Source organism: Demequina lutea (assembly GCF_013409005.1).
Classification (GTDB): Bacteria; Actinomycetota; Actinomycetes; order Actinomycetales; family Demequinaceae; genus Demequina; species Demequina lutea.
Map to the genome: position 1 here is coordinate 172,092 of NZ_JACBZO010000001.1, position 20,602 is coordinate 192,693.

At 66.8% G+C, this 20,602-nt stretch carries 21 protein-coding genes; 12 read left to right on the forward strand and 9 right to left on the reverse strand.

The genetic code is table 11. The features are described from left to right. Positions 1 to 37: 37 nt before the first annotated feature. A complete protein-coding gene (locus BKA03_RS00875; RefSeq protein WP_062075403.1) occupies positions 38 to 643 on the forward strand; it encodes a class I SAM-dependent methyltransferase in 606 nt (201 codons plus the stop codon). A gap of 45 nt (positions 644 to 688) precedes the next feature. On the opposite strand, the gene BKA03_RS00880 is transcribed toward BKA03_RS00875, so the two are convergent. The 4 genes from BKA03_RS00880 to BKA03_RS00895 form a co-directional block, all read right to left on the reverse strand. Further along, on the reverse strand, positions 689 to 1,840 hold the full coding sequence (locus BKA03_RS00880) for a MalY/PatB family protein (protein WP_062075402.1): 1,152 nt from the start codon (positions 1,838 to 1,840) through the stop codon (positions 689 to 691). Positions 1,841 to 1,870: 30 nt separating this feature from the next. Beyond that, on the reverse strand, positions 1,871 to 2,017 hold the full coding sequence (locus tag BKA03_RS00885) for a hypothetical protein (RefSeq protein ID WP_179397640.1): 147 nt from the start codon (positions 2,015 to 2,017) through the stop codon (positions 1,871 to 1,873). 235 nt (positions 2,018 to 2,252) lie between these two features. Next, on the reverse strand, positions 2,253 to 2,729 hold the full coding sequence (locus BKA03_RS00890; RefSeq protein WP_062075401.1) for an SRPBCC domain-containing protein: 477 nt from the start codon (positions 2,727 to 2,729) through the stop codon (positions 2,253 to 2,255). Positions 2,730 to 2,887: 158 nt separating this feature from the next. Then, positions 2,888 to 3,769 (reverse strand): ATP-grasp domain-containing protein, encoded by an 882-nt coding sequence (locus tag BKA03_RS00895; protein WP_062075400.1) that lies wholly within the window; start codon positions 3,767 to 3,769, stop codon positions 2,888 to 2,890. 93 nt (positions 3,770 to 3,862) lie between these two features. On the opposite strand from BKA03_RS00895, the gene BKA03_RS00900 reads away from it, so the two are divergent. The 4 genes from BKA03_RS00900 to BKA03_RS00915 are packed head-to-tail and all read left to right on the forward strand — an operon-like array spanning position 3,863 to position 7,729. Then, positions 3,863 to 4,630 carry a hypothetical protein gene (locus tag BKA03_RS00900; protein WP_062075399.1) on the forward strand — a complete coding sequence of 256 codons (768 nt, stop codon included), beginning with the start codon at positions 3,863 to 3,865 and terminating at the stop codon, positions 4,628 to 4,630. After that, the gene (locus BKA03_RS00905) at positions 4,627 to 5,814 is read left to right on the forward strand and encodes a peptidoglycan-binding protein (RefSeq protein ID WP_062075398.1); all 1,188 of its coding nucleotides are present in this window, start codon (positions 4,627 to 4,629) and stop codon (positions 5,812 to 5,814) included. Before BKA03_RS00900 ends, BKA03_RS00905 begins: the two co-directional genes overlap by 4 nt. Beyond that, positions 5,811 to 6,503, forward strand: a complete 693-nt coding sequence (locus BKA03_RS00910; RefSeq protein ID WP_062075397.1) for an ABC transporter ATP-binding protein — start codon at positions 5,811 to 5,813, stop codon at positions 6,501 to 6,503. The genes BKA03_RS00905 and BKA03_RS00910 overlap by 4 nt, the downstream gene beginning before the upstream one ends. Continuing rightward, positions 6,500 to 7,729 (forward strand): ABC transporter permease, encoded by a 1,230-nt coding sequence (locus tag BKA03_RS00915; RefSeq protein ID WP_062075396.1) that lies wholly within the window; start codon positions 6,500 to 6,502, stop codon positions 7,727 to 7,729. The genes BKA03_RS00910 and BKA03_RS00915 overlap by 4 nt, the downstream gene beginning before the upstream one ends. Positions 7,730 to 7,927: 198 nt before the next feature. Here BKA03_RS00915 and BKA03_RS15640 read toward each other — a convergent pair whose 3' ends face one another. Next, positions 7,928 to 8,380 (reverse strand): hypothetical protein, encoded by a 453-nt coding sequence (locus BKA03_RS15640; protein ID WP_179397641.1) that lies wholly within the window; start codon positions 8,378 to 8,380, stop codon positions 7,928 to 7,930. Here BKA03_RS15640 and BKA03_RS15645 point away from each other — a divergent pair. The 6 genes from BKA03_RS15645 to BKA03_RS00950 all read left to right on the forward strand — a co-directional run bounded on the left by BKA03_RS15645 (position 8,364) and on the right by BKA03_RS00950 (position 14,849). After that, the gene (locus BKA03_RS15645; protein WP_062075395.1) at positions 8,364 to 9,161 is read left to right on the forward strand and encodes a peptidoglycan-binding protein; all 798 of its coding nucleotides are present in this window, start codon (positions 8,364 to 8,366) and stop codon (positions 9,159 to 9,161) included. The two genes, BKA03_RS15640 and BKA03_RS15645, sit on opposite strands and share 17 nt — an antisense overlap. A gap of 24 nt (positions 9,162 to 9,185) precedes the next feature. Further along, positions 9,186 to 9,860, forward strand: a complete 675-nt coding sequence (locus tag BKA03_RS00930) for a response regulator transcription factor (protein WP_062075394.1) — start codon at positions 9,186 to 9,188, stop codon at positions 9,858 to 9,860. Then, on the forward strand, positions 9,857 to 11,050 hold the full coding sequence (locus BKA03_RS00935; RefSeq protein ID WP_062075393.1) for a sensor histidine kinase: 1,194 nt from the start codon (positions 9,857 to 9,859) through the stop codon (positions 11,048 to 11,050). The genes BKA03_RS00930 and BKA03_RS00935 overlap by 4 nt, the downstream gene beginning before the upstream one ends. A gap of 145 nt (positions 11,051 to 11,195) precedes the next feature. Continuing rightward, positions 11,196 to 11,729 carry an RNA polymerase sigma factor gene (locus BKA03_RS00940; RefSeq protein WP_179397642.1) on the forward strand — a complete coding sequence of 178 codons (534 nt, stop codon included), beginning with the start codon at positions 11,196 to 11,198 and terminating at the stop codon, positions 11,727 to 11,729. Next, the gene (locus tag BKA03_RS00945) at positions 11,726 to 12,988 is read left to right on the forward strand and encodes a hypothetical protein (protein ID WP_062075391.1); all 1,263 of its coding nucleotides are present in this window, start codon (positions 11,726 to 11,728) and stop codon (positions 12,986 to 12,988) included. The genes BKA03_RS00940 and BKA03_RS00945 overlap by 4 nt, the downstream gene beginning before the upstream one ends. Positions 12,989 to 13,262: 274 nt before the next feature. Further along, positions 13,263 to 14,849: an HNH endonuclease gene (locus BKA03_RS00950; protein WP_179397643.1), complete on the forward strand. Its 1,587-nt coding sequence runs from the start codon at positions 13,263 to 13,265 to the stop codon at positions 14,847 to 14,849. Between the two features lie 227 nt (positions 14,850 to 15,076). On the opposite strand, the gene BKA03_RS00955 is transcribed toward BKA03_RS00950, so the two are convergent. Next, positions 15,077 to 16,342, reverse strand: coding sequence for an MFS transporter (locus BKA03_RS00955; protein ID WP_152649518.1), 1,266 nt, complete (start codon positions 16,340 to 16,342; stop codon positions 15,077 to 15,079). 177 nt (positions 16,343 to 16,519) lie between these two features. Here BKA03_RS00955 and BKA03_RS00960 point away from each other — a divergent pair, with 177 nt between their 5' ends. Further along, a complete protein-coding gene (locus tag BKA03_RS00960; protein WP_062074929.1) occupies positions 16,520 to 18,139 on the forward strand; it encodes a hypothetical protein in 1,620 nt (539 codons plus the stop codon). 41 nt (positions 18,140 to 18,180) lie between these two features. Here the strand turns inward: BKA03_RS00960 and BKA03_RS00965 are convergent, their stop codons facing one another. The 3 genes from BKA03_RS00965 to BKA03_RS00975 are packed head-to-tail and all read right to left on the reverse strand — an operon-like array spanning position 18,181 to position 20,588. Beyond that, on the reverse strand, positions 18,181 to 18,969 hold the full coding sequence (locus BKA03_RS00965; protein WP_062074928.1) for an LppM family (lipo)protein: 789 nt from the start codon (positions 18,967 to 18,969) through the stop codon (positions 18,181 to 18,183). Next, entirely contained in the window at positions 18,966 to 19,877 is a 912-nt protein-coding gene (locus BKA03_RS00970; protein ID WP_062074927.1) for an LppM family (lipo)protein, read from the reverse strand. Before BKA03_RS00970 ends, BKA03_RS00965 begins: the two co-directional genes overlap by 4 nt. A gap of 33 nt (positions 19,878 to 19,910) precedes the next feature. After that, on the reverse strand, positions 19,911 to 20,588 hold the full coding sequence (locus BKA03_RS00975) for an LppM family (lipo)protein (protein WP_152649517.1): 678 nt from the start codon (positions 20,586 to 20,588) through the stop codon (positions 19,911 to 19,913). Between the last annotated feature and the right edge of the window lie 14 nt (positions 20,589 to 20,602).

Here is a 20,602-nt window from a genome sequence, read left to right on the forward strand (position 1 = left end):
GCGTGACGTCCGCGAGTTGTCACGGCACACTTGACCCATGAGCACCGACATCCCCGACCGCAAGCGCTTCAATAACACCATCAAGTACCAGCGCGAATTGTTCGCGGCGCTGCCCGAGGGCGCGCGCACCGCGCTCGACCTTGGATGCGGTGAGGGGCTCGCGGCGCGCACGCTCGCGGCGGCAGGGCTCAGCGTCGTGGGCGTCGATGCCGATGCCCCCAGCATTGACCGTGCCCGGGCGCAAGACACCCAAGGAATCACGTACATCGTTGGCGACGTCCTCACCACGGAGATCGAGCCGGCGGACGTGGTCTATTCGGGAGTGATGTTGCACCACATCGACCTGCGTGAGGGGCTCGAGCGTTTCCGGTCCCTGGTGGCGCCCGGCGGCGTTCTGCTCATCGTCGGTACTGCACGCAACACGTGGCGAGACCTTCCCCGCGAGTTTGCCGCATCCGTCATCGATAAGGCGTTCGCCCTGGTCAAGGGAGTGTGGCGACACGGCTCACCTGAGGTGTGGCCGCCGCCGCACACGTACCGCGAGGTCGAGCGCGCCGCCGCAGAACTTCTGCCGGGATCCGAGTACAAGCAGCAGATGCTGTGGCGCTACACGATCAGGTGGGACGCGCCGCCCGCCTCCTGAGAGGCGTGCGGCTGCGCAGGTGGCGCCTTACTCTCTGACCCCTCGCTAGGAGATGGACGACGCCATTCTTCGCACGCCCTCTTCGAGGAGGTCGGGGCGGGTCGCAATATTGAGCCGCACGTGTCCCGCCCCGCCGGTGCCGAAGGTCGGACCCGAGTTGAGGGCAACGCGCCCGCGTTCCAGGAAGACGGCCGCGGGGTCGTCGCCAAGGCCGAGTGCGGTGCAGTCGAGCCAAGCCAAGTAGGTTGCCTCGGGAATCCGGTAGCCGACGGTCGGCAGGTGTGTGGCGAGGAGTTCGCCCAACAGCTTCCTGTTGGCGTCCAGGCCCGCCATGACGGCGTCGAGCCACGGCCCGCCCTCGCGATATGCGGCCGTCTGGGCGATCGCGCCAAAGTGTGTGGGCCAGTGGTGGGCGCCAGCCTTGAAAGTGTCTAGCTTCGCCGACGCGTCGGCGCCGAAGACGAGTACCGCGCCGGGGAAGGCCGCGAGGTTCCAGGCCTTGGATGCCGAATGGAGCGCCATGCCCGTGGGGTCAACCGACGCATACGGGATGAACTCTCCACCCGGGTACACGAGGGGGGCGTGAATCTCATCGGAGACGACGGTGGCGCCGTGGCGGGCGGCGACGCCGGAGAGGGTCTCAAGTTCGGTACGAGTGTGCAGCGTTCCGCCCGGGTTGTGTGGATTGCACAGCAACACGGCGACGCCGGGAGCGCCGGCGGCCGTCGCGGCCCCAAGCGCGGCGTCGATCGTCTCCGGGTCGAGCCTCATCTCGGCGGTGAGCAGCGCCTCGACCACCGTGAGGCCAGCCTCGCGCAAGTATGAGTAGAACGGCGGGTAGACGGGCGAGGTGACGACGACGGTGCCGCCTGGCCCGGCTGCGAGGAGCAGGGCGTCGGTATAGCCGGGAATGACGCCCGACACGGGGCGGACCGACGCGGCATCGAGGCCGGGCCACGACCATCGGGCGCTCGCGAAGTCGACGAAAGACTCGACGAACGGAGTCGATCCCGGGTACCCCGTGTCGCCGTTTCGGATGGCACTCTCGAGCGCCTCCCTGATCGGGTCGGCGAGGTCGACGTCCATCTCGGCCACCCACAGGGGCAGCACGTCCGCGTCATAGCGCTGCCACTTGATGGACGTGCGTTCGCGTAGTCGCTCGTAGGGAACTTGAGTGAGGGGATTCGCCAGCTGCATGCGTCCAGTCTGGCACGCTCTGCGCAGTGGTTAGCGGGGGAGTGTGGTCTCGGACTCGGGCTCTTCGGAGAAGGCGTAGTCGCGCCAGGTGGAGTATTGCTGGGGATTTTCGACGCGGTCCGTGCGGAACGAGACGTCGGTTTCGGGCGTGAGGGACTGGGATTCTGGGTTTTGCATGGGGGAAGGGGGTCCTTTCGTCGGTGCCGCGGGTAGCGGCATCGCCGTCAGTCAGGCTGTGCTCCGGGTATGGGCGCGCGCCTACGAACTGCTGTTTGTTGGATGTGACAACAATCATAAGGCCTTCGGGACGTTTTCGCCAGGCGAATGAGTGTGAGGTACGTCACACTGCAAACGGGCGCTTCCCATTTGAGGCACGCATTTCCGGGTGCCGCGGGCGCGCCTTGCGCATCCGCTAAGGGGACCGCAATTGTGACAAAAGTTCCTCGTAGCGATCCGACGATTCAGACATGCGCTCGATGACTCCAAGCCGCAACGCGCCCGTGCGGGTGACGTCGTCCGGATACATGTGCGTGCTCACGACCACGGTGCCCTCCGGGGTCGCGTGGAACTCCGTCGTGAGGACCGTGGGGAGTTCGGGAAACAGTTCCGAGGTGTACGACTGGACCGTCCGAACGAGCGGCACCACTTCCGTGAAGACGCCATAGAAGCTGAACTCGTTGCCCTCGGGGTCGCGCTGCGAGATTCGCCAGTGGCCACCCTGGATCGGGTCGATCTCGACAATGGGATTGATGTAGCCCTTTGGTCGCCACCACTGCGCCACATACAGGGCCTCGAACCGCACCGTCCATGCTCGCTCTACGGAGTGGAGGATCGCTTCCCGCATGATGATCGCTGGCGACTCAGCGGGCAGCGAGAACTCACGCCTCATGTGGCCGTCCTCGCGCCGCTATCCTCAGACCCAAGCGTGGCGTGGCACGCGTCGGTAGTCAAGGTTCCCCTGCGCGAGGATCGTCACCCGTTCCCACGTGCACCGAGTCCGGCGCGACAAGCAGATTTGCTCTGCGAATCTCCCCCTGGCGGCCCGCGTTAGCTCCGCGCCGCGCCGCCAACGACGTGCGCCACGAAGGCCGCAGCCGCTCGCGCTGGCGCGGCCTGGTCGACGCTGAGGAACAGCGAGGGTTCCGTCAATTCGAGTTCGAGCACGACGGGCCCCGATGCCGTCGGCAGGAGGTCGACGCGTGCGTAGGCGATGTCGCCCCCGCCCTCGACGAGCGTGGGCAGCGCGGCGACGATGGCATCGGCGAGCGACCGTTCGTCCGCCGTTGCCGTCGCCGACACGATCTCCTCGTCTGCGTAGAGGCCCGTGCTCCATTCCATGGCGCGCGACAGGATGGGGGCCTTGCGCGCCGCGTGAGAGAACTCACCGCCCACGTAGACAAGCGCCGTCTCGCCCAGGGTGTCCACCTTGTCGAGGTAGGGCTGGATCATCGCTGTCTTGCCCGCGGCGTGGAGCGCCGCAACATGCGTCAGCGCAACATCGGCGTCGTCCCTGATGAGGGTCGCTCCCTTGGAGCCGGCGCCGACGGTGGGTTTCACGACGATGCGGCCGGCGAGCGCGGCTTCAGGCGCCACCTGACCGGGGGCGACGTACACGGTGGGCACGACGGCGAAGCCCCCGCGTTCGAGCTGGGCGAGGTACCGCTTGTCGGTATTCCAGCGGATCACGGACAGGGGATTGATGAGACGCGTCAAGGAGTCCACGCGCTCGGCCCACACCAGGAAGTCTTCGAGATGGTCCGTGTAGTTCCACGTGGAACGGACAATCGCGGCGTCGTACGACGCCCAATCAACGGTCTCGTCCTCCCACGCGATAAGGGCCGCGCCAGGGACGAGCGGAAGCAGCAGTTGCTCATCGATGTCAGGGTGCGGCAGCTCACGAGAGGTCACGAACGCGATGCGCGGGCTCATGTGCGCCACAGTAGCGCGCGCTGTCCTTACGTTTGCCACACAGCCTTCCGCATAGCGTCGGTTCGGATGCTCTACTAGGGAAGGACACCTCACGTGTTCAGCAAGACGATAGCGATGGCCAGCGTGGCGGGACTCGCACTGGTGCTCAGTGGCTGCAGCTCGCAGACAACCAACTCCGGAATTGCCAACCTCGGCAATGCCAAGGCCGGCCCGACGGCCGCCGCCAAGCCCAAGGGCAGTGCCGAGGACCAAGCGATCGCCTTCGCGCAATGCATGCGCGACAACGGAGTCGACTTCCCAGACCCCACAGTTGACGCGCAAGGAAACCCCAGCTTCGCGAACGCGTTCAAGCAGAGCCAATCCGGCGGCTTTAAACCCGGCGACACAAGTTTCAGGACCGCGATGACCGCCTGCCAGAGCCTCGCGAGTGGTTTGCAGATCGGCGGGGGTGGCGGCAACTTTGACTCGCAGGCCATGACCGATGCCCTCTACTCATACACGCAGTGCCTGCGCGACCAAGGCCTCGACGTGGGTGACATCACCCTGGGCTCGGGGCGGCCCGGCGGAGGGGGTGCGCCGGGTGCTGGCGGGACAACCTCTGGCGGGACGTCCTCGGGCTCGAACGCCGCTCCGCCGTCCGCAGCGCCCGGTGATGGGCAGGCTCCCGCTGGCGTGCGCGGCGGAGGATTCAACAACACCGACCGCTTCGCCACACAGTTGGGCCAAGACCCGACCAGCCCCGCGTGGATCGCGGCCAATAAGGTATGCCAGCCCGTCCTCACGAAGGCCATGACGAGTGCGCGCGGTGGCGCCGCCGGATCCACCGCAACTGCGCCTAGCGGAACGGGAACCGGCGCGTGACCGACCTCATCGAGGCCCCCGTCGCGGGGCCGACGCTTCAGGACGTCGCCGCGCTTGTCGGTGGCCAGCGCACCAAGGTGCGCAGGACAGCAGCGATTGCGGCCGTCATCGGTCTCGCGCTGGGTGCGGGAGGAGTGGTGGCGGCGACTCAGCTCGGCAAGTCGACCCCTGCACAGGCGCGCACCTCGGTGGCGCTGCAGACCGTCGCTGCGAAGTCCCAGGACGTCAATTTGTACACGGAATACGCGGGCACGCTGGGTTATGGAACTGCGGTCGGTGTTGTCACGAGGGGGTCAGGAGTTCTCACGTCCGTTCCAGCGGTGGGCACCGATCTCAAGCGAGGCCAGGTCGCTTTCAGTATCGACGAGCAGCCAGTCGCACTCATGTATGGCGACCTGCCAGCGTGGCGCACCCTGTCGACGGCGTCCACACCCGGCCCCGACATCCTGCAGCTCGAGACCAATCTCGCGGCGCTGGGATACGGCACGAATATGACCGTTGACGACACGTTCACGGCGGTCACGGCCGCGAACCTCAAGGCGTTCGAGACCGCCATCGGCGAGTCCAATCCCGACGGCATCTTGGACCCAGGCGAGGTCGTCTTCTCGCAGGGCCCCATTCGTGTCGACAGCGTCCTCACGCGCGGCACAACGGTTTCGGCGGGGACGAGCGTCGTCACGGCGGCGTTGCTCGAGCACGCGCAGGACACCGTCACCAATGACGTCGTGACGACCGCCACCACGCCCACGCAGGCGGTGACGTTCACCATCCCCACGACCGACCAGGGAACCTTCAAGGTGGGCGACTCCGTCCAGGTGGTCCAGGCGGACTCCAGCACGGCCGCCGGCACGGTGAGCACGCTCAGCGAAATTCCGCGTCGGAATGGATCGGGGCCCAATGCCAGCCTCGTTCTTGACGTGACCGTGGCAATCACCACCGTCCCCGCTGGGGGCCTCATAGAGGGTCCCGCCAACGTGGACGTCACCAACAGCGTACAAAAGGGCCTCACCATGGTCCCCTTGCGCGCTTTGGTCGCTCTCGAAGGCGGCGGCTTCGCGGTATCGGTCGTTGGTAGCACCGGCGCGAGCAGCTACGTCGCCGTCCAAACCGGCGTGTTCCAAGACGGTTGGGTCCAGGTCACAGGCAAGGTTTCACCGGGAGACAAGGTTCAGGTGCCCGCATGACCGAGGTCCTCGAGTTGGCCGATGTCGTCAAGTCCTACCCGGGTCATCCCCCAGTCCATGCGCTAGCCGGAGTCAGCCTCACGGTCCATGAGGGAGAGCTTGTGGGCATCGTGGGCCCGTCGGGGTCGGGCAAGTCGACGCTGCTCCACATCATCGGCACGCTTGATCGGCCCTCATCGGGCGTCGTGACGATCGGCGGCCACGTCGTATCGACGATGTCGGACAGGCGGCTCTCGGCCGCGAGATCGAGCCTGATCGGCTTCGTCTTCCAGCAGTTCCACCTGATTCCCTCGATGACGGCGCTCGACAACGTCGCAACTGGCTTGCTCTACACGGGCGCCAACCTGACTGAGAGGCGATTCAAGGCGTTTGAGGCGCTACAGCGCGTCGGCCTCGCCCATCGCCTCACCCACTTGCCGAGCGAACTGTCGGGGGGGGAGCGGCAGCGCGTCGCCATCGCGCGAGCCCTCGTCAACAAGCCAGCGATCATCCTGGCCGACGAGCCGACGGGAAACCTCGATACCCATACCGGCGAGCAAATCATGGGCCTCTTCCATGACCTCAACGCCCAAGGAGCGACGATTCTCGTCATCACCCACGACCGCGAACTCGCCGAAGGCTTGCCCCGTCAGGTTCACATCAGGGACGGCCGCCTCGAGTCGGACTCGGCAGCGACGGTGGCCGCATGAGCGTCGTCGTCGTCCGGGAGGAGCCGGCCCCTGCCGTCGACCTCGGTCGGAGCAGGGTGCGCCTAGGGGATCTCGCCGCCGTTGCCGCGTCGGCGATGAGCTCACGGCGCATGCGCACACTCCTGTCCGCACTCGGGGTCACGATCGGCATCGCCTCGATGGTGGCCGTGCTCGGACTCTCCGACTCGAGTCGCGCGGATCTCCAGACGCAGATCGGCAAGCTCGGGACTAACCTCCTGACGATCCAGGCCGGTTCCGGCTTTGGTGCAGGCGACGCGACGCTTCCCGACGATGTCACGACGGCGATCGCCCGCATCGGTCCAATCGAGAACGTCACAGGGGTGGTAACCCTGACCGATCCCGTATTGCGCAACTCCGAGGTAAATGTCGACGCCACCGGCGGCGTGCAGGCCGTTGCCGCCGACCTCAACCTGCTCGCTACCCTCAACTCATCGGTTGCGGACGGAGTGTGGCTCAACGCGGCCACGTCCGATTACCCCGCGGTGGTTCTGGGCGCGACTGCGGCGCAACGGTTGGGCGTGACGACCGCCGCGGACGGACAGCAGATCCTCATCGGCGGCAAGCGCTTCACCGTCGTGGGAATTCTCAATCCCTTCCCTCTTGCGGCGGACCTGGATCGCTCCGCGATCATCGGCACCAAGGCCGCCGTCGACTACTTGGGAGCCACACTGGCACCGAGCACCGTCTACGTCACCACCGTCCCCGCTTTCGTTGACAACGTCCAGTCCGTGCTGGCAGCGACGGCCAACCCCGAGCACCCCGAAAATGTCCAGGTCACCCGTCCTTCCGATGCGCTCGAGGCCCAGAAGGCAGCGAACAACGCGTTCACCGCGCTGTTCCTCGGCCTCGGTGCGGTGGCACTCCTCGTGGGAGGCGTCGGCATCGCCAACGTCATGATCATGGGTGTGGTGGAGCGCCGAGCCGAAATCGGCCTGCGCCGGGCGCTCGGTGCGACGCGGGGCCACATTCGCGATCAGTTCCTCATCGAGTCGCTCATGCTCGCAGGCCTGGGGGGCGTCGCGGGAGTGGCGCTGGGTGCGCTCGCGACCTTTGTTTACGCGACCAGTCAAGGCTGGCAGACGGTGATCCCCCCGATCGCCATTGCGGGCGGCTTGGGAGGCGCGCTGGTCATTGGGGCCGTCGCGGGACTGTATCCGGCCATGCGCGCCGCCGCGCTTGCGCCTACCGAAGCCTTGAGGAGTTGAGATGACCAGGAAAGCAACATCGATGCGGACCTGGGCGCTCGTCGCGGCCGTCAGCATCGTCGCGCTGACGGGCTCGACGATGGCTTACGGCGCCTCGTCAAGCACGCAGGCAACCACGTCGAAGGTCACCAAGGGAGACCTTACGCAGACGCTGTCGTGGACGGGCAAACTCGCGTACGCAAACGCCGCATCGCTCGTCTACAAGAGCGGACAAGGCTCCGCCGGGACGCACTCCGCATCGACGGGCGGGTTGGCGTCGGCAACGGTAGCGGCCAAGGTCGCGAGTTTCAGCGTTGCCTTGGACGCCACGGCGTCGGCCAGCCCCTCGCCCTGCCCGTCGCCGAGTCCGTCGCCGAGTCCGTCGCCGAGTCCGTCGCCGAGCCCCTCGCCCAGCGCGTCGCCGAGTCCGTCGCCCAGCGCGTCGCCGAGCCCGTCGCCCAGCCCCTCGCCCTGCCCGTCGCCGAGCCCGTCGCCGAGCCCGTCGGCGGGTCCCTCGGCGGGTCCCTCGGCGAGCCCGTCGCACTCGCCCACCAGGAGCACCGGGTCGTTCGGGGGAACGGGGTCGTCCGGGAGCACGGGGTCCAGCGGCACCTCTGCCGCATCGACCACCCCGACGGTTGCAAGCGCCGGACTCGTGACCTGGCTCCCCACCGCAGGCTCCGTCGTCTCAAGCGGCGAGGTGCTCTACCGCGTGAATAACCAGCCGGTGGTCTTGCTCGAAGGCGCGGCGACCCTCTACCGCAATCTCACGGTCGGTGACACGGGGGACGATGTCCACGCGCTTGAGACGGCGCTCGCGGCTTTGGGATACGACACGAACATGACGGTCGATAACAACTTCACCTCGGTCACGGCCGCAAACCTCAAGGCGTTTCAGACCGCCATGGGCATTACTGCGACCGGCAGCCTCGACCTCACGACCGTCGTGATGCACGACGGTCCCGTGGTGGTGAGCACCCTGGTGGCCGCAGTGGGGGACTCGGCGCCGTCCGGTACCGAGATTCTGGTCATGGCGGATCAGGAACGCGACGTCACCGTCTCTCTCGACCCCGCTCAGCTCACGTCGATCGCGGTGGGTGACACCGTCAGCGTCAAGCTTCTGGATGGCAGCAGCGCCAATGCCACCGTCGCCTTCATCGCGGCGGCGCCGGCCTCCGACGGTACCTTTGCTCTCACGGCGCAGCTTGACCCGAGCGTCAAGGTGTCGGGGGACGACTTGACCGTCACGGTCTCCTACTCCCGTGTGCTCGCGAAGGGCGCGTTGCTCATCGACCCCTACGCGCTCGTTCTGCTCGAGGGAAACCGCACCGTGGTGCGGGTGGTGCGCGCCGGCGTCGTGAGTGATGTGGAGGTAGCGGTGATCGCCACGGCCGGTCGGAGCACGGCCGTTTCGAGCACAGACCTCAAAGAGGGCGACACTATTGAGGGATAAGACGCGGCAACGAGAGGTGTACTCGTGAGGATCCTGGTTGTTGAGGACCACGCGGTGCTTGCGCGCGAGGTCGCTACCGGTTTGCGCCGCGACGGCTTCGCCGTGGACATTGCCCGCGACGGCGAGGAGGCGATCGAGAAGACGGACGTCAACGATTACGACGTCGTGGTGCTCGATCGCGACTTGCCCAAGGTGCACGGCGATGAGGTATGCAGGCGCGTCGCGTCGCAACCGGACGGGCCCAGGATCATCATGCTCACCGCGGCGGGATCGCTCGGCGACATTGTCGACGGCCTGAATCTCGGCGCAGACGACTACCTCTCGAAGCCCTTCGCGATGGCCGAACTCATCGCCAGAGTCCGCACGCTTGCGCGGCGTTCCGGTCCGGCATCGCGTCCGGTCGTCACCGTCGGCGATGTGGAGATCCGTCACGACGAGCGCAGGGTCTCGCGCGCGGGAGAGCCAGTCGCGCTTTCGCCCAAGGAGTTTGGGGTTCTCGAGGTCCTCGCGGCCCGGCCGGGTGTCGTCGTCTCGGCGGAGACCCTCCTGGAGAAGGTGTGGGACGAGTACACCGATCCGCTGACTAACGCGGTCAGGGTGACCATGGTGACCTTGCGTCGCAAGCTTGGCGAGCCCAGCCCCATCATCACCGTCAAGGGTGTGGGCTACGCGCTACGCCTAGAGGGCGAGTCGACATGAAGATCACGATCAGGGTTCGACTGACCGCGCTCTTCGCCGCGCTCTTTCTCATTCTTGCCGCCGTACTCGTGGGGACCTCGTACGCGTTTGTTGCGCGCGCCACTACTCCCCAGGCCCAGGCAGAGGAGCGCGCGAGTGTCTTGCAGAAGGCGCTCGCCGATCAGGGGATCCAGGTCAACTTGCGGCCTTCAGATTGGCAATATCAGGGCGGGCCCGGAGTGCCTTCGCGAGACCCCGTGGCGCAGGCGCTACACGAGATCGAGAACCAGGCGCGCGCGAACGTTCTCGAAGATCTCCTGAAGCGTTCGGTCCTCGCCTTCGCGATCAGCGCCGTCATCGCCGTTGGGCTCGCCTATTGGCTCGCGGGGCGCGTGCTGCGACCCATCGACGAGATCGCTCGGGCCGCGAATTCCCTGTCGGAGTCGACCCTCGACCGGAGACTGTCAAACGACGGCCCCGCCGACGAATTCGGCAGGCTCAAGACCGCGTTCAACGGAATGCTCGCCCGGCTTGAGGGCGCCTTCGAGTCGCGCCAACGCTTCGCTTCCGATGCTTCGCATGAGTTGCGGACCCCGCTGGCGGTGATGCAGGCATCGGCCGACAACGTGCTTGCCTCTGCGCGACCGCCCAAGCAAGCGCGCGAGCTTGCCGAAGAGGTGCAACGCCAGGTGTCGCGGTCCGACTCGCTCATGGATTCGCTCCTGACCCTCTCGCGCGCCGACGACGTGACGCACACTCGGGAGCGCGTCGACCTTGCCGACATTGCGGCAAGGGTTGTCACCGAGAAGGAGCCGCGTGCGACGGCCGCGGGCATCAGGCTCGAACTCGATGTCGAGGACGCCCCCGTGTGGGCGGACCCGATTCTCATGGAGCGCATGATCGCGAACCTGATCGAAAACGCGGTCCGCTACAACGTGGAGCGCGACGGGTGGGTGACGTGCACCGTGCGGACCGTTGATGGTGCAGCGACGATCGAAGTGGCTAACTCCGGCCCCGCGGTGGAGCCCGCAGACGTCGAGGCTCTCTTCGAGCGATTCCGTCGGGGTGCGCAGCGCTCCGAGGTCAGCGGGCACGGACTTGGCCTGCCGATCGTGTCTCGCGTCGCCGACGTTCACGGCGGCAAGGTCGTCGCGATTCCGGGCCCCGAGGGCGGGCTCATGGTGACCGTGACCATTCCTGGAGTTGCCTAGCGCGAACGTAGGTTTTTTCCCGCTCGCGCCCACCCCTCCGCATCGGGCGTGAAATGCTGAGGTGCCCCAACCAAAATGCGCGCCGCGGAGTTTTGGTAGAGAAGGGGCAGAGGAGGGGGCGATAGTGACGGGGGCGTGGGAACACGTGGCGACCGAACTTGTCGAGACGCGCTACGGCGCTCTTGTTGGCTACGCGACCATGCTGACCGGGTCGCGGACCGATGCCGAAGACATCGTGCACGATGCGCTCATCGCCGTGTTCGGCAAGCGACGGAGCCTCCCCAACGTCGGCGCCGCGGAGGGCTATGTGCGCCGCGCGATCGCCAACAAGTTTCTGGACAGAGCACGCAAGGGTAGCCGAGAACGGCTAGCGTTCCGGCGCGTTGCCGCCGAGCCGGAGGAGACGGTGCCCGGTCCGGAGGGCCAAGCGACCGATCGATCGTCAATCGACCAGGCGATGGCTTTGCTCACTCCGCAAGAGCGCGCCTGTGTCGCCATGCGTTACATGGATCAGCTGTCAACGCGAGAGGCCGCGATCGCGCTGGGAATCTCCGAAGGTTCGGTGAAGCGCTACGTGTACGACGGGGCCCGCAAACTCAGTGCCGCCATCAACATCGAGATCGAGGCGGCCGACCACGAGTGGGCGCCCGTGAGCCCAAAGAAGGAGCGCTCATCATGAGCGATGAGGTCTCGCGTCGCCTCGAGGAGGCGGCCGGCGCGCACGCAAGGGCGGCCAACGAAGGCGCAGACATCTCCCTGGTGACAGCTTCGATCATCGGCAAGGCCAGGCGCCGACGCCGGGTCACCGGCGCGCTGACGGTCGCCGCCGCGGTGGTGGGGGTGTTGGCCGTCGGAGGAGGCTCGTTCGCGGTCATGAGTACGTTGCGCGGTGGCGACGTCGGTCCTGCGACGCATGCCGAGGTTCCGTCATGGGGCCCTTCGAGCGTGGCGGCAACAACCTCGCCACCGACGACCGCCTCCGAACCCGCACCCCTCGCGATCGCCGACTACCCCCCGCTGGCCCCCTCCCGAGGCGCCGGCTTCCCTGCGGCGCACGAGATGCAGGCCTGGGTTTGGGCCTACGTGGGCCAGGGGTGGTCTCTGCAGTCGTTTTCGGCGAGTGCCGGCGTCTACTCCAGCACGTCGCCCACAACGTCGGGCGCGGTGATTTACCTGGTGGGCCCAGATGGAGAGAAGTTCGATCTTCAGGAGTTGGCCCCCGAGTATTCGCAGGGACTGCGCGTGGTGTCCTGGCAGGCGGGCGCGCGCACGGCGCACATCGTCTGGACTGGCGACCATGAGGCGGGCGTGCCGTCGGGGGGTGCCGAGATCGACCTCACCACGGGCGAGATACTCCCCATCGTGTTCGCCACTCCGTGGGGTGTGTCGAGCACCGTGGCTCCCGTCGCGGTATCGGCCGCCGGAAACGAGTTGTGGGAGGCGTGGCTCGGCCGCCACGTGCGCTTCTACAGGTACGGGGCCGCCAGCGGCTGGACGGTCGCGACCGTCAACGAGCTTGACGGTGTTGACGATCTCGACGCGAACGCTAGGTGGCGCCTGGCCGCGTCGGATGGCGACACCTCGATCGCGACGAGGCCGGACGGCGCGACCGTGCTGTTTGAGCAGCGCGCCGCGGGCGGTACGGTTGGCGCCCCCACGCAGATCGCGGTGTACGACCTCGACGCCGCTGACTACGCGAAGGCGGACGTGACCGAACAGCTTGGGGGCGACTGCGTTGCGAAAGCATGGCTTGACGCGGGGTCGGTGCAGTACGTGTGTGCGACTACGAAGATCACGCACGTGGTTCAGTTGCCGCTCGCCCCGGCATTCGACAACGCGGCAGGCGCCTCCGCCTACCCACGCCTCGACCCGATCGCCGATACCACGGTCGTGAGCAGGTCGGGCTACGTCGGATACGGACAGGCGCCGCGGCAATAGCGGTGTAGTGGGGCGGATGCCGTGGTGTTGGAGTGACAGCGCCGAGGTGTCTTGGCTCGCACGTGGTGGCTTGATTCGTACCGGTTTTGGGCGGGTCTGCTTGCGTGGTGGCTTGATTCGTACCGGTTTTGGGCTTGTCCTGTTGCGGGGTGGCTTGATCTGTACCGTTCGGGGCGGGCCATCGCCCGTCGTGCCCGGGACTGGTCTTGTTGGGCTGTCCACAGGGTGTTGTGCCTGGTAGGTGGATGTCTGACCCTGCTGGTTGACTGTTCTTATGGCCATCGATGCGGCGGAAATTTCCAGGGTGAGTGCCCTGGTGAGTGTGCTCGCGCGCCGTGACGTGTCGGACCTTCCGGATGCTGCTTTCTTGGAGGCGCTCGAGGAGATGGGCCGGCTGGAACGGTTGGTTGGGACGTGGGGGGCACGGTTTGCGGGCGATCTTGCGCGTAGGTCCGCCCCGGAGCTGCCCGGTGGTGGTTTGGCGCGCAGGCAGGGTTTTGGTTCCGCGGGGGCGATGGTTGCCCGGGTGACGGGTGGGACGACTGCTGGTGCAATGCGGGCCATCGAGGCGGGCTTGGCGTTCATGCCCGCAGTGGTGGCGCATGGTGCCCCGCCCGACGACTCCAGCCAATCCGACGGTTCCACCCAGTCCCCAACCGCCGCATCCCCGCCTGCGCCGCGCTACCCGGCCGTAGCAGAGGCTGCTTCGGCGGGTGGCCTTTCGGTTGATGCGGCAGGGCTCATCACGCGCGGTTTAGAGACGCTCACGGAACGGGTGCCGAGTGAACGGTTGCAAGAGTTGGAGCGTCGCCTGGTTGGCAAGGCGGTGCATTTGGCGGTGCATGAGGTGCGGAGTCTGGTCGCCCACGCGGTGGCACACGCTGATATTGCCGGTCATGAACAACGTGAACGCCGTCAGCATGAGGAGCGGTTCCTGGCGTGGAAGGAAGACCACACCGGGATGGTCACGTTCACCGGCAAACTCGACGCCGTCACAGCAGCACCCATCCGCACCGTGATCGAACAAATCGTCACCCATCAGTTCCGTGCCAGGCGTGACCAAGACCCCACTGAACGTGATCAAAGAACTGTGGGTCAGATGCGGGCCGATGCCTTGTTTGAGGTCTGCCGGCACGTGTTGGGCTGCAAGGAAACGGACCGGTCGGGGATCCGCACCACCATCATCGTGCGGATGAGCCTGCGCGACCGCGACACGGGGACCGGTTTGGGCAGTATTGACGGCACCAACCAACCCGTCTCAGTAGGTCAGCTGCGCCGTCTCGCGGGGGATGCGGGCATCATTGCCGAAGTGTTGGGCGGCGAGGGTGAGGTACTCGACCTGGGCCGCAGAGTCAGGCTCTTCACACCGGCACAAAGACTCGCACTACTCGAACGCGACGGCGGTTGCGCCAAATGTCATGCCCCACCCGAACACTGCGAAGCCCACCACATCCACTGGTGGGAAAGAGGCGGTCGCACAGACCTCTCGAACGGGGTGATGCTCTGCACCAGATGCCACCACGACATCCACCGCCACGGCTGGGAAATCCTCGTCCACGCGAATCGCGTCGACTTCATCCCACCACCCGAGATTGATCCCACGCGACACGCCAAACCAGGAGGACTCGCCGCAATCACCATCCGCGACATCGGCAACCTCACCGGCGGCGGCGACCTGAGTGACATGAGCAACCCAAGCAACCCAGGCGTCACGGAAGAACTCTGCCCACCCCCCGACAACCCCGCCCGGAACAATGCCGCCTCGAACCACCCCGCCCGGGACGGCTACCCACCGCCCAACGGCCACTTGGACAACTCTGTCGAAAACGAGGCCGTATCAAATGCGGCGCTAGCCGCCTAGCCACGCGCTTCAACGCGCGCGCCCCCGCCATGGGATTCGCACGCCCGCACGGCACAGGCAGCGCCCGGCAAACCAGTAGCGGCCCTCCCGAGCCAGAACAGTAGCGGCGCGGGAAACACGCGTGCACCTCCAACGAGTGCTCCTCCTGGCAACAAACACCGCCCCTATGCCCCGGCCACTCCACCTGCCATCGAGGACCGGCCCCGCCGCTGCGGCTGGCGTGGCGCCTAGAGCACAGGGAGCATCGGCGGCTGCTCGCCGTGAGCCCCACCAGGCGGCGGAGGCACGTCGGGCCTGCCAGCGGCCACGGCCGCCATGGTGTCGCGCCTAATCCACCAGATGCCCACAAGCGCGAACACCGCGACCGCCACGGCCGAGAACGCCATGACGTGCAGTCCTGCGCGGAAGCCGCTCTCGTCGATGAGGCGCCCACTGAGCCAGCCCCCGAGTGCCACGCCGGCGCCGAGGCCGATGCGCAGCCACGACATGCCCTCGAGCAGTTGGTCCTGCGGCACGAGCCGTTGCGCCACCGAGTCCTGCGCGGTGATCGAAGGAGCGATCGCCATCCCCACCACGAAGCCGGCCGCGGCGTAGCTCAGGAACGTAGGCATCGTCGACAGGATGCTGAATCCTGCCGCGAGCAGCAGCGCACCCACGAGCAGCCTCTTCCAGAGCGGCACGTGCCACTTGCGAGCGCCGTAGAGCAGCCCGCCGACGAATGACCCGCCCGAGATGACGCCGAGCACGATTCCTCCGGCGCCTCCGTGTCCCTGCGACTTGGCAAAAGCGACGGTGGAGATGTCGAGCGCGCCGAACATCGACCCGAGGCCGATCGCGATGAACGCGGTCGCGATCACGCCGGCGGGCACTCGGAACCCGAGGCCGGTGCCACCCACCTTGCGGACGGGAGGCTCGGTGGTGCGCTCGCGCAGCAGCAAGGTGAGGCCGATCACGTTCGCCACCACCGCGATCACCAGGCCGGAGGCGGGGTGCACGGCGTATGCCATGGCCGTCGCAAAGGCGGGTCCCGCGACAAAGAGCACCTCGTCCAGGGCTCCCTCGAGCGAGAAGGCGGTGTGAATCTGGTCATCGGACTCGAGGATGTGCGACCAGCGCGCACGCGTGAGCGAGCCGAGCGGGCCCGAGACGGACGAGACCCCCGCTCCGATCCACAAGAGCCACTCGGGTCCGCGCATCATGGCGGTGACGACAAGGAGCACGATTCCCGCGACGAACAGCGCGGCCAAGGGGATCATGGCGCGCTGGCCCTTGCGGTCGATGAGCCTTGCGGTCGGCAGGGTCTGCAGCGCCCACACGGCGACGCCGACCGCGGCCACGCGCCCCGCGATCTCCCACTTGCCATACTGGATCTGAACCATCAACGTGGTTGAGATGCCGACGGTGGAGATAGGCAACCGTGCGAGGAGCCCAGCAAGCGCGAACTGGCGCGCGCCAGGTCGGGCGAGGAGGGCGCGGTAGCTGGTGGAAGGCACGGGGGACATGATCTCACCCGCGCGACCGCGCGCCACGGGGGCATGGGCGCAGATGGCGAGGCGGTGAGCGTATTGCGGCTGGCCCGTTGCGCAATCGTGATGTAGCTCGGGTCGTTGAACCGTTGATCGGGCAGCAGGGATGAGATTCTCTTAGTTGAGATCGGAAATGGGGGAGGCATGTCGAACGACGAGGGCGAGACGCCGAGGCGTCGGTCGCTGATTCCGGGCGCATCGGACGAGGTTCCGGTGACCCACGACGCTGAGAACGCCCAGGTTGCGGATGAGCCGACCGACGCGCGTGACCAGCCGACTGAGGTGTACCCGGCGTTCGCCGCGACGGAACAGGCGCCCCTGCCGCACCTCTACCGGAAGCCGGTCCAAGCGCTGCCGTGGTTCAGGCGCACGTGGGTGATCGCGACCGCCGCGGGCATCATTGTGCTTGGTGCGGTGATCGGCGTCATTCTGGCTCTGACGGGTGGTGGAACTGCGGGAGCGGCTCCGACCGTGTCCCCCTCTCCGACGGGAACGTCGCCCTCTCCTTCAGCATCGGCCGAACCAGCCGTGCCCACGCTCCTCGACGACGGCATCGCCGCCGACGAGTACCCCCCAGCCGCTCCGAGCGCGGGCCCAGGCTATCCGAATGCCCTCATCATGAAGGATTGGGTGTGGGATCACGTGGGGCCCACGTGGACGCTCGTGTCCGTCTCAAACTATGACCCCACTGCGCGCACGGCGGGGCCATCGGTCATCTATCTGGCGAGCCCGGAGGGCGTGCTGTTCGACCTGGCGCATGTGAACAAGCCCGGTAGCGTCATTCAGGTGGTGAGCTGGCTCACCGGCGAACGAAAAGCGCGGATTCAAATCACCTCGATGTCGTACACCCAGCCGGACACGCATGGCGCGCTTGTTGACCTCCAGACGGGGGCGGTGGATGACATTGCCTTCACCATGGCTACAGGTCAGTCGGCCACCGAAACCTTCCTGGCGGCGAGTGCCGCGGGCGGCGAACTGTGGTCCGCGGTGGATGAGAACTACAGCGAACGACGGTACGAGCGGTGGACGGCCGCGGGCGGTTGGCAGCGAGCACTGACCGACGCAGATGTGTCTCCGTGGACTGCGATCGCAAATCACGACGGATCCGTGGTCGCGGCGGAGCTCTACAGCACGGGTGACTCGGGTTATGCGAGCGCACGGTCTGGGCCCCCTGGGGAGCCCGTATTAGTCGTCTACGACGTGGCTTCTGGATCGCAAACCCTAGTACGGCCCTCCTATGGGCCCTCCGGGGACCGCTACTGCAACCTGACCGCCGTGTCCGACGCGGGGGATCCCATCGTCGCGTGTTGGGAGGGGGCAAGCCAGCAAACTCAGTGGGCGACGGCCGTGGACGGGAAGCCTTTGGTGGAACTCTCGCAGGAGAGTCTTCGGACCCTCCAGATGTCATCCGCCCTTTACGACGTGACGACGGCCGCCTTTCCCGCACAGGGAATCTCCGTAGTTTCCGCCGTAAAGGACCCGCAGGTGTATGAGGTCTCGGTTGACTCTGGCGGGTCACCGGTGGCCGTCCTGAAGGTTGGTTCAGGCATACCGTACGGTGGTCTTTCGCAGTTCTACGCCGCCAGAGTCGCCGAGGGAGTGACCCTGGTGAGGGCAAATGAGGCGTGCGCCATCATCGACACCGTGAACGCCCATGCCGTGACGTTCGCGAGCGCGACGAGCGGGATCGTGGGCTGCATCGGCTACGGCGGCGGCAACGGAAATCCGCCCTCCTACCCGTTCGGGGGCGGCGAGGGGGGTTAGGACGGTGGGCGGCGCGTTGCTGGCGTGGAGTGGGCTGTGCCCTAGTTGGCGGGCTCGTCGGGCGCCTGCGCCGCCTGCGCGATCGAGGGCAGGTTGTTGAGCCGCTGCTTTCGCTTGTCTTGCCATATCAGTAGCGCTGCGCCGCCGACGATGACGACCGCACCGCCGCCGATGCCAAGCCACCGCAGGATGGGTTCCCACGCGATGCCCGGTGTTGCCTGGGCCTTGATGACGATTGCGTCGGGAGTCAAGAGGTCCTCGAGGCCGAGAACCACCTTCTTGCCGTTCACCTGTCCCGCGGTCGCGGACTTCACCGGACCGGGAAAGTCCAGCGTGATCGAGAAGTCGATTGAACTCGAGATCAGGCCAATCGAGCTACCTCCAGGCACCTGAGAGATATCCCTCTTTGGATCGGCGGGGAAGGTCACGATGTAGGTGTCGCCCTCGCGTGCCACGGTCATCGGCGTTCCGAGGCCGTTCGCGACGGCGGTCGAGCCTGCGGTCGCCGCGGTATTGAATTCGGCGAAGGTCAGGTCGCGCGCCACGATGTGTACGCCCTTGCGGTCGCCCTCGGTGTAGTCATTGATCGTGATCTTGGCGGGATCGATGCCGGGGAACGCCTTCGCACTCGCGCTCTTGAGGGCGGCCGCCGTGAGGGTACTGAGGTCTACCCCTACCTGCTTGGCAGCGTCGGGGGTGAGCGCCACGGTCAGGTCTTGAGTGACCGTGTTGTCAGTGCTGAAGCTGTCCACGGCGGTGAACCGCGCGCAGCCAGCCAGCGCAAGGACCGCGATGGCGGTCAACGCGAGGCGCACGACGCGGAGGCTCACTCCTTGCCGTCGCCTTCTGCATCGGGATCCGGCTCGGGCGCCACGCGGGGCTTCCGCGCTGGGCGCGAACTCTTCTTGGGGGCCGCTGCCGACGGCGCAGGGGCGGGCTGGTCAACGGCCGACGGCGCAGGGGCGGGCTGCTCAACGGCCGACGGCGCAGGGGCGGGCTGGTCAACGGCCGACTCTGTGGGCGCCTTGGTCGGCAGGGCAGCAGCGGGGATTTCCCAGTCGATCGGCTCGGGACCTACCGGCGTCACGGGATTGCGCCGACGACGCACCAGGAGCACCGTGACGGCGGCGCCAATCAGGGCGACGAGCGCCGCGCCGCCGGCGATCAGGACCCACGTGGGGAGCCAGGAGCCGGAGCCAGGGACGGTGGCCTTGGCCGTGGCATGGACCGGGCCGGTCATGGCAAACAGGTTCCAAGAGACGGTCGTGCCCTTGACGGTTCCGTTGCTCTCGATGACCTCACCGGGGAAGGTGATCGATAGGTTCGATTCCGCGCCGGGAGGAAGCTGCTTCTTCTCGTCCGCGGTGACGGGCGCGCCGGGTCCATCGACCGAGAAGACGTCTCCGTCGCGGGTCACGGTGAACAACGATGCGAGGTCGGCAAGGTCGGTGATGGGGACCGCGCTAAAGGCGTAGCTCTTGCCCACCCAGTCGCCGTCCGCGTAGTCCTTTGGGGTGAAGTTCGGCCCGAAGGGTGACTCGCCAAAGAGTTGTACGAGGGCTTCTTGGTCGCTCCCGACGCCCATTTGCTGGCCGACGCCCTTCTGCACGGCGATCACGATGGTTCCGGATGCCGTGTTGTCCTGCGCGAGAGTCATGTCGACGTTGTACCGAATACAGCCGGTCAAGGCGACGACGGTGACGAGGGCAAGAACGACAGCGCGGGCAAGGCGTTTCATGGTTCTCACACTGCCACACGCGGGCGGCGACTGCTAGGAGTATCGGCGAGCGAGCTTGCCCGCGAGCGCGTAAGCAATTGCACCCAGCGCGATGACGGCAAAACCGACGTAAGCGATGCGGACGGCGGGGTCCTCCGTGGCCACGGCGGAGCCTCGGGCCTCGAGTGTCGCGGGTCCGTCGCTGAGGTTCCATGTGACGGTCTTGCCTTGGACCGCGCCGTTCGCCGACGTGACGGGCCCCGGAAAGGTGATTGCGACCATGAGTTCCGCATCGGACAGTTGCGAGAGGTCGCCGGCGAACGTCCCGGTGCCGCTACTGCCAGTTTCTTGAGTCGTCGTCGCGTTCGAGGGGCCGGACACCACGAATTCGTCCCCTACGCGCGTGATCCCCCACGCGGTCGCCGTCGGCGCGAAGGTGGTGAGCGGCTCTTTGGAGAACCGCACGGAGATCCCGACATAGCCGTCGCCGCGGTAATCGGAGACCTTGGCGTGGCCGAGCGCCTTGGCGGCGGGATAGTCGGCCCAGATGTTCTCCGCCATGGCGCGGTCAGTTGTCCCGTAGCTCGTGCCCGTCCCGGCCTTGACGGCGACGATGAACCGACCCGTCACGCTGTCGTCGGGGGAGAGAGTGAGGTTGGCGTCGAAGCGCAGGCAGCCGGTGAGTGCTACCACCACGCCGGCGGCAACGATGGCTAGCTTCCGCCGGTTCATACCTGTGAGGGTGT

Bases quoted from the DNA above. Each gene is read 5' to 3' on its own strand.
- BKA03_RS00875 (WP_062075403.1), top strand. From the start codon at position 38: ATGAGCACCGACATCCCCGACCGCAAGCGCTTCAATAACACCATCAAG.
- BKA03_RS00880 (WP_062075402.1), bottom strand. From the start codon at position 1,840: ATGCAGCTGGCGAATCCCCTCACTCAAGTTCCCTACGAGCGACTACGC.
- BKA03_RS00885 (WP_179397640.1), bottom strand. From the start codon at position 2,017: ATGCAAAACCCAGAATCCCAGTCCCTCACGCCCGAAACCGACGTCTCG.
- BKA03_RS00890 (WP_062075401.1), bottom strand. From the start codon at position 2,729: ATGAGGCGTGAGTTCTCGCTGCCCGCTGAGTCGCCAGCGATCATCATG.
- BKA03_RS00895 (WP_062075400.1), bottom strand. From the start codon at position 3,769: ATGAGCCCGCGCATCGCGTTCGTGACCTCTCGTGAGCTGCCGCACCCT.
- BKA03_RS00910 (WP_062075397.1), top strand. From the start codon at position 5,811: ATGACCGAGGTCCTCGAGTTGGCCGATGTCGTCAAGTCCTACCCGGGT.
- BKA03_RS00915 (WP_062075396.1), top strand. From the start codon at position 6,500: ATGAGCGTCGTCGTCGTCCGGGAGGAGCCGGCCCCTGCCGTCGACCTC.
- BKA03_RS00935 (WP_062075393.1), top strand. From the start codon at position 9,857: ATGAAGATCACGATCAGGGTTCGACTGACCGCGCTCTTCGCCGCGCTC.
- BKA03_RS00945 (WP_062075391.1), top strand. From the start codon at position 11,726: ATGAGCGATGAGGTCTCGCGTCGCCTCGAGGAGGCGGCCGGCGCGCAC.
- BKA03_RS00950 (WP_179397643.1), top strand. From the start codon at position 13,263: ATGGCCATCGATGCGGCGGAAATTTCCAGGGTGAGTGCCCTGGTGAGT.
- BKA03_RS00960 (WP_062074929.1), top strand. From the start codon at position 16,520: ATGTCGAACGACGAGGGCGAGACGCCGAGGCGTCGGTCGCTGATTCCG.
- BKA03_RS00970 (WP_062074927.1), bottom strand. From the start codon at position 19,877: ATGAAACGCCTTGCCCGCGCTGTCGTTCTTGCCCTCGTCACCGTCGTC.
- BKA03_RS00975 (WP_152649517.1), bottom strand. From the start codon at position 20,588: ATGAACCGGCGGAAGCTAGCCATCGTTGCCGCCGGCGTGGTGGTAGCA.